Raw genomic sequence first — 13,728 nt, forward strand, 5'->3', positions numbered from 1 at the left:
CGGGTACGTAGATAACGGTAAGGTCACGCCGCGCGCAGGAAGACCCGGCTCGCCTGCACCCGGGTGCGCACCTGGAGCTTGTCGAAGATGTGCCCGACGTGCACGCCGACGGTCCGCTCGCTGATGAACAGCGCCTGGCCGATCTCCCGGTTGGTCAGCCCCTCGGCCACCGCGGCCAGCACCTCGCGCTCGCGGTCGGTCAGCGCGCCGAGCTCGTCGCCGGTCTCGTGACCCGGCATCGGCATCGGCACCGTGTCCTCGTCGCCGCTGAGGGCCACCTTGGCCCGGGCCGCCACCGCGGTGATCTCGGCGGCGAGCGGGTTGGCGCCCATCGTGCGGGTGGTCGCGTACGCCTCGCGCAGCGCCATCGTGGCCGCCGCCCGCCCCCGGTGCGAACGGCCCGGCCGGCGGGCGAAGGACGCCTCGGCCTGCCGCAGCCGGGAGTACGCCGCCGGGTAGGGCTGCTTGCGCCGGTCCCACGCCGCCGCCGCGCGGGCCCACAGCTCCGGGTCGTTGCGCTCGTCGATGCGGCTCTGCTCGGCCGCGCACAGGTCCAGGTAGCCGTCGACCACGGCGCGGACCGGCGGGGCGGCGTTGCCCGCGCCCCGGGCCATCCGCTCCACCACGGCCTGCAGCCGGCGCACCGCGGCCGGATCCACCGGCACCTTGCCCCCGGCCTGCGCCTCGGCCTCGGCCCGCAACCCGTGCCAGGCCAGCACGCCCAGCAGCACCAGGTCGTCGGAGCGGGTCTCGGTCAGGCCGCGCTGCACGGCCGCCCGCGCCTCCGCGTGCCGGCCCTGCCACATGGCCAGCCCGGCCCGCAGGGTCAGCATCGGCAGCACGTGCCGGGCGCCCCCGCCGGCCAGGATCGTGGCCACCGCGTCCAGGTCCCGGTCGGCCTGCGCCACGTCGCCGAAGCCGACCCACAGCCGGCACCGGGCCAGCAGCAGCTCGACCGCGTCGGCGCCGGACGGGCGGTGCCGCATCGCCGCGTCGAGCACCTTCTCCGCCTCGGCCCAGTCGCCGATGCGGAACAGCCCGTTGCCCGCGATCGCCAGCAGCCGAGTCTGGTACGTGCGTCCGAGCCCGATCGAGGCCAGCTTCTCCGCGCCCCGGCGGGCCACCAGCACGCCCTCCTCGACGCTGTTCAGCGGCCCGGTGAGCAGCTCGGCCAGGTGCAGGTAGGCGCAGCCGATGTCGTCCGGGTGCCCGGCCCGCTCGGCGATCTCCACGGCCTGCCGGATGACCGCCAGCCCCGCGTCCGGGTCCTCGCGGAAGGCCAGGCTGAAGCCCAGCGCCGCGCTGGCCCGGACCAGGTCGGCGGTCGAGCCGTCGGCCCTCTCGGCCAGCTCCAGCGCCTCCCGGGCGCGCACCCCCGCGTCGGCGTACCGGCCCAGGTGGACCAGCAGCTCGGCCAGGTGCGCGGCGGCGGTGGCCTGCTCCGCCGAGGTGCACTCGGCGAACGCCAGCGCCCGCTCGTACTCGATCTCCGCGGTCGCCGACCGGCCGGCCGCGGCCAGGTACCGGGCCCGGCGCAGGTGGATCTCGCAGGCCCCCGGGCCGTCCGGGCGGGCGGCCAGCTCCTCCAGCCGGGTCAGCGCCCGCTGGTGCTCGCCGCAGCGGTGCGCCGACTCCGCGGCGTGCGCCAGCAGGTCGGTGCGCTCGGGCGCCTCGTCGCAGCCCAGCTCCAGCGCCATGCTCCAGTAGCGGTGCGCCTCGGCGAAGCCGTAGAGCTGCTCGGCCGTCCGGGCGGCGGCGACGACCGACGGCATGGCCCGGGCCGGCTCGCCCGCCTGGCGCCAGTGGTGGGCCAGCCGCGCGTGGTCGACGGCCGACGGGGCGGCCTCCAGGGCCTCGGCGTACCGGCGGTGCCGGGCGGCGTGCTCGGCGGGCAGCACCTCGTGCTCGAGCACCTCGGCGACGACCTGGTGGCGCAGCCGGTAACCGTCGGCGGCGCTGGTCACGAAGCGGTGTGCGACCGCGGCCCGGACCGCCTCGATCAGCTCGGCCTCCGGCAGCGGCAGGACCCGCGCCAGCAGGGCGTGCTCGACCGGCTCGACGCCCGCGGCGACGGCGTGCACCACGTCGTGGGCGTGCTGCGGCAGCTCGTCGACCCGGGACAGGAAGATCTCGCGCAGCGTGTCGGACAACTCCACCCGGCCGTCGCGCAGGTCGCGGGAGAGCTCCTCGACCACGAACGGGTTGCCGCCGCTGCGCTTGTAGACCCGGTCCGCGTCCTCCGGCGCGACGTCCTGGCCGGCGATCGCGGCGACCAGCTCGCGGGTCGCGTCGCGGTCGAGCGGGGCCAGGTCGAGCACGCGTACCGAGCGCAACCGGCGCAACTCGGCGAGCACGCGGCGTAACGGGTGCGAGCCGTGCAGCGACTCCGAGCGGACCGCCGCCAGCACCGACAGGTTGATCTCGCCGAGCCCGGCGAGCAGGTAGAGCAGCAGTTGCCGGGTGCTGCGGTCGGCCCACTGGAGATCGTCGAGGACGAGCAGCAGCCGGCGGCCCTGGGCCAGCGAGCGCAGCTGCTGGGACACCCGCTCGAGCAGCACGCCGGCGCCGTCCTGGTTGGCGGCGGCGTCCACCGGGCCGGTGTCGGTCTGCACCCCGGCGCGGCGCAGCGCCTGCAGGACCGGGTGCAGGGGGGAGGCGTCGCCGATGTCCAGGCAGGTGCCGGACAGCACGGCGGCACCCGCGTCACGCAGGGCGTGCGCGGTCTCCCGGAGCAGGCGACTCTTGCCCACCCCGCTCTCGCCGGTGACGAACACGGCCGAGGTGCCGCCCGGACCGGCGTCCAGCAGGTCCGTGCGAACTGCCGTCAAAGTGCCGGTACGTCCGACAACAGGCGCGTCGTCCCCCTCGCTGGCCATGCGTGGCAGCCTAGTGCCGATCCGGGTAGCACGTTCTCGTCGGTTCGGACTGTTCTGCGTCACAAATTCGACGCCGCGCCCCCTGTCACAGATACGTCATTCTGCGGATCCGCTGTATCACCGCGGCTGGCACCGTACTCCTCGCCAATGCGGCGAAGGGGTGTGGAGCAATGAACGCAATGACGGCCGGCCTTCGGTGCCGGAGACAGACAGTGACCGTGCTGTTCGTCGACATCGTGGGATTCACCAGCATCGTCGACGAGCTGGACTGCGCCGACGTGCGGGACCTCCAGATGGACTACTTCGCGGTCGTGTCGGCCCAGGTGCGGGCCGCGGGCGGCGTGGTGGAGAAGTTCATCGGGGACGCGGTCATGGCGGTCTTCGGGGTGGCCGGGCCCGGCGCCGGCGCGCCGGACGAGGTGAGCTGCGCGGCGGCCGGAGCGGTGCGGGCGGGCCTGCGGATCCAGGAGGCGCTGCGGGGGCGTCTTCTGGCCGGCCGGTTCCCGGTCCGCACCCGGGTCGGGCTGGCCACCGGCGACGCCATCGTCGACCTGGAGCAGACCCGCGACGGCGGGTACGGGATGGTCAGCGGCAGCGTGGTGAGCACGGCGGCGCGGCTGCAGGCGTACGCGCCGCACGACACGGTGGTGGTGTGCGCGGCCACCCGGGCGGTCACCGACCTCGCGGTGGCGTACCAGGAGATGCCGCCGGTCTCGGTGGCGGGCAAGTCGGCGCCCGTGGAGCTGTCCCGGGCGCTGCACCCGCAGGTCAACGCGGCCGGTGCCCTGCAGACCTGCGGCTGAGCCGGGCGCCCGGCGGATCGGGCCCGGGCCAATCCTTCAGCGGGACCGACCCGGGCCGATAGAGGCAGCGTGGGTGCCTTGCCTTCGCTGCCGGCCGAGCCGGTGGTGCCGCAGCTCGAACCCGGCGATGCCGCCGGGCTCGAAGTGCTGGGCGAGCTGGGGCGCGGCGCGCAGGCCGTCGTGCACCGGGTGCGTCAGCGGGGCCGGGAGTACGCCCTCCGGCTGCTGCGCGACAACGCAGCCACCCCGGAAGCCGTCCGCGAGTTCCGCCGCCAGTGCGCGCTGCTGGCCGCGATCGACAGCCCGGGTCTGCCGCGCGTGCACAAGGCGGGCACGGCCGGCGGCCGCCCGTACGTGATCATGGATCTGGTCGAGGGCGAGCCGCTCTCCGCCCGGCTGGCCCGGGGGCCGGTCCGCGAGGCCGCGGCCCTGCGGATCGCCACGGACGTCGCCGGCGCCCTGCGCGCCGCGCACGCCCACGACCTGGTGCACCGCGACGTCAAGCCGGACAACGTCGTCGTCGGCCCCGGCGGCTCGGCCGCGCTGGTCGACTTCGGGCTGGCCACCCGCGGCGCGGCCGGCCCGGCCGGGCTCGCCGACGAGCCGGTCGCCGGCACGCTCAGCTACAGCCCGCCCGAGCAGAGCGGCATGCTGAACCGGCCCGTGGACGGCCGCTCGGACCTGTACGCCCTGGGCGCGGTTCTCTTCGAGTGCGTCACCGGGGCCCCGCCGTTCGCCGCCGCCGACCTCGGCGAGCTGCTGCACCTGCACGCCACGGCCCCCGTGCCGGACCCGCGGGCGCTGGCGCCCGGCCTGGGCGCGACCTTCGCCGCGATCATCGTGCGGCTGCTCGCCAAGGACCCCGACGACCGGTACCAGAGCGCCCACGGCCTGCTGGCCGACCTGCGGCGGCTCGCCGGCGACCCGGCCGCGGCGTTCCCGCTCGGCGAGCAGGACGGCCCGGCCACCCTCGCCGTCCCGCCGCTGACCGGCCGGGACGCCGAGTTCACCGCGCTGCGGGACCGGTGGGCCGCGGCCGCGGCCGGCCGCGGCGGCATCGCGGTGCTGCACGGCATCACCGGCAGCGGCAAGACCCGGCTGGCCGCCGAGCTCGGCGAGCTCGTCGAGACGGCGGGGGGCACCGTACTGCGGGGCGCCGCCTCACTGAGCGACCGCCGGCCCATGGCGCCGCTGCGGGCGGCCGTCGACGCGTACGTCCGGGCTCTGCTGCGCCGGCGCGGCGCCGCCGCGGCCGCGCACCTGCTCCGGTCCGCCGCCGGGCAGGGCGCCGGCCTGGTGACCAGCCTGTCCCCGGCCCTGGCGAGCGTGTTGGGCGTGCCCGGGGTGGCCGGCGAGATCGGCTCGGAGCGGCCCTCGGCCGCCGTCGCCGACCTGCTCACCGGCCTGGCCCGGACGACCGGCCCGGTGCTGCTGCACCTCGACGACGTGCAGTGGTTCGACGACGGCACCGTCCGGGTGCTCGAGCAGCTCGCCGCCGGCCTGGCCGGGGTGCCGCTGCTCGTGGTCGCCACCGCGCGCAACGACGACGAGGGCGCGCCCGCCGCCGCGGTCGTCCTCAACCGGCTGCAGCCCGGTCCCGACACCGACATCACGCTGGCGCCGCTGGCCGACGCCGCGGTCGGCGCGCTGATCGCCGCCCTCTCCGGCGGGATCGGCATCGACGAGCACAGCGCCGCCGTGATCACCCGGCTGACCGGCGGCAACCCGTTCGTGGCCCTCGGATACGCCCGGGCGGTGATGGACGCCGGGCTGCTGACCCCCGACTGGGGCTGCTGGCGGGTCGACGTGGCCGGCGTCCAGGAGCTGGCCCTGCCCGCCGACTCCGCGCAGCTGCTGCTGCGCCGGATGGGCTCCCTGCCGCCCGAGAACCGCCGGTTGCTCCAGCTCGCCGGGGTCATCGGCACCACCTTCGCGGCCGGGCCGGTGGCCGAGGTGGCGGGCGTCGGCCGCCGCCGGGTCCTCGACGTCCTCGCCGACGCGGGCCGCCGGGGCCTGGTCGAGCAGCGCGAGGGCACCGTGCGGTTCGTGCACGACAGCATCCGGCTCGCCCTGCTCGAGGAGCTGCCCGAGGACGAGGTGCGCGGTCTGCACCAGCGCATCGCCGACGTGCTCGACCGCGAGGGCGCGGACGAGTACGCCCTCGCCCGGCACTGCGCCCTCGGCGACCCCGGCTACGAGCCAGCCCGGATGCTGCGGGCCGGGCAGGCCGCCGGAGCGCGGGCGCTGGCCGAGCACGCCCCCGACACGGCGCTGACCTTCCTGGAGTACGCCGCCGACGCCGCCGCCACCGGCGGGCTCACCGTCGGCAGCGAGTTCCACCAGCTGCTCGGCATCGCGTACCACCAGAACGGCCGCTTCCACGAGGCGATCGCCGCCCTGACCGCCGCGCTGGACGCGACCACCGACCGCATCGCGCGCGCCCACCTGTACCTGCACCTGGCCCGCGTGCACGAGAGCAACTGGGGCGGCGCCGAGCAGATCCGCGCCGTCGAGCAGGGCCTGGCCGAGCTGGGCCGGCCGATGCCGCGCAACGCCTTCCTCGCCGCGCTGTCCGGCGTCTGGCTGTTCTTCGTCGGCTGCCTGATCGGCGTCACCCGGCTCGGCTACGGCACCGCCAAGGGCGCCTACCGGGAACGGCTGCGGCTGCAGACGACGCTGTACCACTACGGCGGCTCGGGCAGCGTGCGGACCCTGCGCCCGCTGCGGTCGCTGCTCTACGGCCTGCGGTTCATGCACCCGACGAGCCGGCTGGGCCGGACCCCGGAACGGGCCCGCGACCTCGTCGGGCTCACCATGGCGCTGCGGATGCTCGGGTTGCAGCGCGCCTCGGACCGCATCACCGCGGCCGCCGTGCGCCAGGCGGACGAGTTCGGCGACCCCACGCTGCGCGCCCGGATCGACTGGATGACCGCGATCGGCGTGCACGGCAGCGGCGCGGACTCCGGCGAGCGGGTCCGCCGGGTGCTGGCCGAGCGCGACCGCTTCCTCGACGTGGGCCTGATCCTGGACTGCTACGCCGTACTGGGCTGGGACTGGATGCTGCGCGGCGAGATCACCGAGGCCGAGGCCGCCCGTCCCGGCCGCCAGCGTTGGCTGGAGGTGGGCGGCAACGCCGACCGCAGCGCCGTGGTGGCCGTCGACGCGGGCCTGCTGGCCATGCGCGGGCGGGCCGGTGAGGCGCTGGCCGCGCTGGCCCGGGCCGGCGACGGGCCCAAGGAGATCCACGAGGTGGTCGACACGATCATCGCCCGGATGCTGTCCGCCCTGGAACGCGACGACCTCGACGGCGCCTTCGACGACGCCGTCGCCGAGTTCGGGACCCTGGGCCTGCGCCCGCTCGACGTGCTGCCCGCGCAGCACTGCTACTACGTCTACCAGGCGTACGGGCGGTTGGAGCAGGCCCGCCGCGCCGCGCCCGCCGGCCGCGACGCCGCGGTGGCCGCCGCCGCGGCCGCCGTCGCCGCCCTCGGCCGGGTCAACCGGCGGCCCGTGGTCGCCGCGCACCACCGCATCGTCCGCGCGGCGCTGCTCGCGCTCGACCCGGCCGGCGCCACCGCGGCGCTGGACCTGCTCGCCGAGACCGAGCCGCTGCTGCGCAAGGTGGACGCGCCGCTGCCGGCGTACGAGGCCGCGCTGGTCCGGGCCCGGGCGCTCGCCGCCACCGGCAGCGCCGGGGAGGCCGACCGGCAGGCCCGGATGGCCGCCGGCATCGCCGAGGACCGCGGCTGGCCGCACCGCGCCCGCCGGGTGGCGGCGGAGTTCCGGCTCGACGCCGGGCGGCGCAACCGGGTTCCCCTGGCGCCCGCCCCCGGCCGGTCAGGTCAGCGCTGGGCCGCCCTCGAGCAGCTCAGCGTGGCCGCGTCCCGGGTCATCGACCCGGACCGGCTGACCCGGGTCGCGCTGGACGAGACCACCCGTCTGCTCGGCGCCGAGCGCGCCATCCTCTTCCTGATGGACGCCGAGACGCAGGTCCTGGCGCCGTTCGTGGGCCGCGACTCCGGCGGCCGGGACCTGGCCGAGCTGACCGGCTACAGCGCCACCGTCGTCGACCGGGTCCGGCACAGCCGGGAACCGCTGGTCGTCACCGGCACCGAACAGGGCGAGGCGCTGGGCGCGCAGAGCGTCGTGCGGTACGGCCTGCGCAGCATCCTGGTTGCCCCGCTGGAGCTCGACGACCGCCTGCTGGGCGTGGTGTACCTGGACAGCCGGGTCGCCAAGGGCGTCTTCACGGTCGACGACGCGGACGTGCTGACCGCCATCACGCACCACATCGCGGTCGGGCTGGAGACGGCCCGGGCGGCCCAGCTCGAGGTCGCGGTGGCCGCCGCCAACCGCCAGCGGGACCTGGCCGAGACGCTGCGCCGCGCCATGGCCCGGCTCACCGGCACCCTGGACCCGCAGCTGGTGCTGCGCCGGCTGCTGCTCACCGCCCGACAGACGCCCGGGGCCAACCGCGGCTGGCTGCTGCTGGGCACCTCCGCCTCGACCGAGATCACCGTGCTCGGCGGGCCGGCCCCGGTGCAGCTCGTCCTGGCCGAGCACCCGGACCTGCGGGCGCTGCTGGACAACCGGCAGGCCGACATGATCAACGGTACGCCGCCCTGGGCCGGCGCGTTCGACGACTCCACCGGGCAGAGCTGGCTCACCGTCACCCTCGACGACCGCGACGGCGCCCTCGGCGTGCTCGTGCTGGCCTCGGACCGGCCGGGGGCGTACGCGGCCGCCGACCTGGGGCTGGCCGCGGCGCTGGTCGGGCAGGGCATGGTCGCCTTCGACAACGCCCGGCTGTTCAGCCGGGTCACCGAGCTGGCCACCACGGACAGCCTCACCGGCGTGGCCAACCGGCGGCGGTTCTTCGAGCTGGCCGAGCGTTCGCTGGCGGCCGCCCGGGCGGCGGACGGCCCGGTCACCGCGCTGATGGTCGACATCGACCACTTCAAGCGGATCAACGACGCGCACGGCCACCAGGTCGGCGACGACGTGATCAAGGCGGTGGTGCAGCGCCTGCTGGGCGGCCTGCCCGCCAACGGCCTGGTCGCCCGGTACGGCGGCGAGGAGTTCGCGGTGCTGCTGCCGGGCGTCGACGCCGAGGGCGAGCGGCTCGCCGAGGCGCTGCGGGCCGCCGTCGCCGGCAGCCCGGTCGACACCCGGTCCGGGCCGATCCCGGTCACCATCAGCGTCGGCCTGGCCCGGCTGCGCCCCGGCGACCCGACCCCGGACACCCTGCTCGGCCGGGCCGACGCCGGGCTCTACGCGGCCAAACAGGCCGGGCGCAATCGTGTCGTGGCTCACGACCCGGCTCATTTGCCCCTTTAGTCGTGTGTTATCGGGGGCCGGTCACGGTCGGCCTGACGAAAGTCGTCGGAGGTGCCCGGTAGGCTCGCCGCGTCGTTGACAGCTGCCACTGCCGGGAGTAATACCTCGTGACTGCGCAACCAGAGATCCTCTACGGGGCTGATGACCTCACGCACCTCGAAGGACTCGATGCGGTCCGCAAGCGGCCGGGCATGTACATCGGCTCCACCGACAGCCGCGGCGTCAACCACCTCGCCAACGAGATCCTCGACAACGCCACCGACGAGGGCGTCGGCGGGCACGCCGAGCACGTCGCGGTCACCCTGCACGCCGACGGCTCGGTCCAGGTCGACGACGACGGCCGCGGCATCCCGACCGACATCAACGCCAAGTCCGGGCTCAACGGCGTCGAGCTGGTGCTCACCCGCCTGCACGCCGGCGGCAAGTTCGGCGGCTCGGGCTACAAGACCTCCGGCGGCCTGCACGGCGTCGGCGCCTCGGCGGTCAACGCGCTCTCGCTGCGCTTCGACGTCACGGTCAAGCGCGACGGCAAGGTGCACGAGCTGTCCTTCCAGCGGGGCGTGCCCGGCGTGTTCGCCGGCGCCGGCCCGGGCGCGCCCTTCGAGCCGCAGTCCGGCCTGCGCGTGGTGCGCAAGATGAAGCGCGGCGAGCGCACCGGCACCTCGATCCGGTACTGGTACGACGCCCGCTACTTCGAGACCGGCGCCCGCCTCGACGTCGAGGTGGTCCGGGCCAAGCTGCGCAACACCGCCTTCCTGGTCCCCGGCGTGGCGTACGTGCTGCGCGACGAGACCGGCGAGGAGCCGACGGAGGAGAAGTTCCACTATCCGCACGGACTGACCGACATGGTGGAGTTCCTCACCCCGGCGGGCGACAAGCCGGTCTCCGGCATCCTCATGGTCGCCGGCGAGGGCACCTACAAGGAGAACGCCGCCGACGCCAACGGCGTCATGCAGTCCAACGTCGAGCGCCGGGCCCAGGTCGAGGTCGCGTTCCGCTGGGGCACCGGCTACGACCGCCGGGTCGAGTGCTTCACCAACACGATCCGCAACGTGCACGGCGGCACCCACCGCAAGGGCTTCGAGCGGGCCCTGGTCCGTGCCCTGAGCGACGCCATCCGCAACGCCCGCGGCCTGCTCAAGCCCAAGGAGGACGTGCCGGTCCTGGACGACCTGCTGGAGGGCATGGTCGCGGTGATCCACGTGCGGGTGCCGGAGCCGCAGTTCACCTCGCAGACCAAGGACGAGCTCTCCACCGCCGGCCTCACCCGGGTGCTGCAGACCCTGGTCGAGCAGCACCTCAAGGCCTGGATCGACGACCGGCGGACCAAGAGCGAGGCCCGCACCGTCCTGCAGAAGGTGGTCGACGCGGCCCGGGTCCGGCTGACCCAGAAGCAGCAGAAGGACGCGGCGCGCCGCAAGACCGCCCTGGAGGGCGCGTCCATGCCGCCCAAGCTCGTCGACTGCCGCTCCACCGGCATCGGCCGCAGCGAGCTCTACATCGTCGAGGGCGACAGCGCGCTGGGCACCGCCCGGATGGCCCGCAGCTCGGAATACCAGGCGCTGCTGCCGATCCGCGGCAAGATCCTCAACGTGCAGAAGGCCAGCCTCCAGCAGGTCCTGGACAATGTCGAGTGCTCGGCCATCGTGCAGGTGCTCGGCGCCGGCTCGGGGCGCACCTTCGACATGAGCACGATGCGGTACGGCCGCGTCATGATCATGGCGGACGCCGACGTCGACGGCTCGCACATCCGCACCCTGCTGATCACCCTGTTCGCCAAGTACATGCGCCCGGTGATCGAGGAGGGCCGGCTGTTCGCCGCGATGCCGCCGCTGCACAAGATCACCACGCGGGGGCGCAACCCCGAGACCATCTTCACCTACACCCAGCAGGAGATGGAGACCACGCTCACCCGGCTGGAGCGCGCCGGCAAGTCGGTGGCGCCGGTGAGCCGGTTCAAGGGCCTCGGCGAGATGGACGCCGACGAGCTGTGGGACACGACGATGAACCCGGCCACCCGGACGGTCCGGCGCATCACCCTGCACGACGTCGAGCGCGCCGAGGCCACGCTCGAACTGCTGATGGGTGAGCGGGTGGAGCCGCGGAAGAACTGGCTGATCGAGGCGGCCGGCCGCATCGACCAGGAAACGATCGACGCCTGAGGGGCTTTCAGACATGGCACGCCGCAAGAACGAGCAGTCCCGGGTGGACCTGTCGGCCTTCGACCAGGCCGGCGCCCGGGTCATCGACAACCCGCTCACCACCGAGGTCGAGGACTCCTACCTGGAGTACGCCTACTCGGTCATCCACTCCCGCGCCCTGCCGGACGCCCGTGACGGCCTCAAGCCGGTGCACCGGCGCATCCTGTGGTCGATGCAGGAGCAGGGCTACCGCCCCGACCGGGCGTACGTGAAGTCCGCCCGCGTCGTCGGTGACGTGATGGGCCGCTACCACCCGCACGGCGACCTGGCGATCTACGACGCGATGGTCCGGCTCGCGCAGAATTTCTCGCTCAACGCGCCGCTCATCGACGGGCACGGCAACTTCGGCTCCCCCGACGACGGCCCGGCCGCCTCCCGGTACACCGAGGCCCGGATGTCGCGCGAGGCGATGCTGCTGGTCGGCGAGCTCGGCGAGGGCACCGTCGACTTCAAGCCCAACTATGACGGCTCCGAGCTGGAGCCCCGGGTGCTGCCCGCGGCCTTCCCCAACCTGCTGGTCAACGGCACGTCCGGGATCGCCGTCGGGATGGCGACGAACATGATCCCGCACAACCTCGGCGAGGTGGTGGCGGCCGCCCGGCACCTGATCACCCGGCCCGACGCCGACCTCGACGACCTGATGCGCTTCGTGCCCGGCCCCGACCTGCCCACCGGCGGCCAGCTGCTGGGCCTGGACGAGGTGCGCCGCGCGTACGAGACCGGCCGCGGCGTCGTGCGCATGCGGGCCCGCGCCCAGACCGGCCCGCTGGAGGGCGGCCGCGGCCGGCAGGCCATCACCGTGGTCGAGCTGCCGTACGGCGTCGGCACCGAGAAGATCATCGAGGCGATCACCGACGAGGTGAAGGGCAAGCTCATCACCTCCGGCCCGCGCAAGGGCCAGCGCCAGCCGGCCCGGCTGCAGGGCATCGCCGACGTCAAGGACCTCACCGACCGCGAACACGGCATCCGCCTGGTCATCGAGTGCAAGGTCGGCGTCAACCCGCAGGCCCTGCTGGCCGACCTCTACCGGCTGACCCCGCTGGAGTCGTCGTTCGGCATCAACAACCTGGTGCTGGTCGACGGCCAGCCCCGGACGCTCGGGCTCAAGGCGCTGCTCGAGGTGTTCCTGGCCCACCGCTACGACGTGGTCACCCGGCGCACGACACACCGGCGGACCAAGCGGCAGGACCGCCTGCACCTGGTCGACGGCCTGCTCATCGCGCTGATCGACATCGACCGGGTGGTTGCGATCATCCGCGGCAGCGACGACGCCGCGGCCGCCAAGGCCGGCCTGATGGACGAGTTCGGGCTCAGCGACATCCAGGCGACCTACATCCTGGACACCCCGCTGCGCCGGCTCACCCGCTTCGACCGGATCGAGCTGGAGACCGAGCAGGAGCGGCTGCGCGGCGAGATCGCCGAGCTGAGCCGGATCCTGGACAACGACGACGTGCTCAAGCAGCTCGTCTCCGACGAGCTGGCCGAGGTGGCGTCGGCGTTCGGCGGCCCCCGGCGCACCACGCTGATCGACGGCGACCTCAAGGAGGTCCTCGCGGCGTCCGTGCCGGCCGGCCCGCTCGAGGTCGCCGACGACCCGTGTCAGGTCATCCTCTCCGCCACCGGGCTGATCGCCCGCACCGCGGCGGAGAGCGAGGAGGCGACCGAGGGCCGCCGGCGCAGCGGCCGGGTCAAGCACGACGCGGTCCGCGCGGTCGTGCACTCCACGGCCCGCGGCCGCGTGCTGCTGGTGACCAGCGCCGGCCGGGCGTTCAAGACGGACGTGCTGCCGCTGCCGGTGCTGCCGGAGCAGTCCGGCACGGTGTCGGTCCGCGGCGGCATGTCGGCCTCCGAGCTGATCCCGCTGGAGCCGGGGGAGCGGGTGGTCGGCCTGGCCCCGCTCGGCGCGGAGGGCTCACCCGGGCTCGCCCTGGGCACCCGCCAGGGCGTGGTCAAGGTGTGCGCCCCGGAGTGGCCGGTCCGCTCGGACGAGTTCGAGGTCATCACCCTCAAGGACGGCGACGAGGTGCTCGGCGCGACGTGGCTGGCCGACGGCACGGAATCGCTGGCCTTCGTGTCCTCGGACGCCTCGCTGCTGCGCTTCCCGGCGAAGCTGGTCCGGCCGCAGGGGCTCAAGGGCGGCGGCATGGCCGGCATGAACCTGTCGGCGGGCGCCGAGGCGGTCTCGTTCAACGTGGTCGACACGACCGACCCGCAGCACGGCGAGCCGATGGTGGTGACCTCGACCGGCACGCAGGTGAAGGTGACGCCGTTCGCCCTGTACCCGGCGAAGGGGCGGGCGACCGGCGGGGTCCGGGTGCAGCGGTTCCTCAAGGGCGAGACCCAGCTGACGGTGGCCTGGGTCGGGCCGCGGCCGGTGGGCGCGAGTTCTACCGGGGATCCGGTGGAGCTGCCGGGGCCGGACGGTCGCCGGGACGGGTCCGGGGAGGCTGTGCTCATGGGGCCGCAGATCGTGGGGCATCTGATCGAGCGGGGGTGACTCTCGCGGTGGGA

At 74.8% G+C, this 13,728-nt stretch carries 5 protein-coding genes; 4 read left to right on the top strand and 1 reads right to left on the bottom strand.

Features of this window, described 5'->3' with window-relative positions; all coding sequences use genetic code 11:
- Window positions 1-23 precede the first annotated feature (23 nt).
- On the bottom strand, window positions 24-2,876 hold the full coding sequence (locus Ani05nite_RS08005; protein ID WP_203766432.1) for a helix-turn-helix transcriptional regulator: 2,853 nt from the start codon (window positions 2,874-2,876) through the stop codon (window positions 24-26).
- Between the two features lie 212 nt (window positions 2,877-3,088).
- Here Ani05nite_RS08005 and Ani05nite_RS08010 point away from each other — a divergent pair, with 212 nt between their 5' ends.
- The 4 genes from Ani05nite_RS08010 to Ani05nite_RS08025 all read left to right on the top strand — a co-directional run bounded on the left by Ani05nite_RS08010 (window position 3,089) and on the right by Ani05nite_RS08025 (window position 13,714).
- Window positions 3,089-3,679, top strand: a complete 591-nt coding sequence (locus Ani05nite_RS08010) for an adenylate/guanylate cyclase domain-containing protein (RefSeq protein WP_239129475.1) — start codon at window positions 3,089-3,091, stop codon at window positions 3,677-3,679.
- A 69-nt stretch (window positions 3,680-3,748) separates the two neighbouring features.
- Window positions 3,749-9,016, top strand: a complete 5,268-nt coding sequence (locus tag Ani05nite_RS08015; protein ID WP_203766434.1) for a diguanylate cyclase — start codon at window positions 3,749-3,751, stop codon at window positions 9,014-9,016.
- 107 nt (window positions 9,017-9,123) lie between these two features.
- Window positions 9,124-11,178 carry a DNA gyrase/topoisomerase IV subunit B gene (locus Ani05nite_RS08020; RefSeq protein ID WP_203766435.1) on the top strand — a complete coding sequence of 685 codons (2,055 nt, stop codon included), beginning with the start codon at window positions 9,124-9,126 and terminating at the stop codon, window positions 11,176-11,178.
- 13 nt (window positions 11,179-11,191) lie between these two features.
- On the top strand, window positions 11,192-13,714 hold the full coding sequence (locus Ani05nite_RS08025; protein ID WP_203766436.1) for a DNA gyrase/topoisomerase IV subunit A: 2,523 nt from the start codon (window positions 11,192-11,194) through the stop codon (window positions 13,712-13,714).
- Window positions 13,715-13,728 lie beyond the last annotated feature (14 nt).

The sequence above is a fragment of the Actinoplanes nipponensis genome (assembly GCF_016862275.1).
Taxonomy (GTDB): Bacteria; Actinomycetota; Actinomycetes; order Mycobacteriales; family Micromonosporaceae; genus Actinoplanes; species Actinoplanes nipponensis.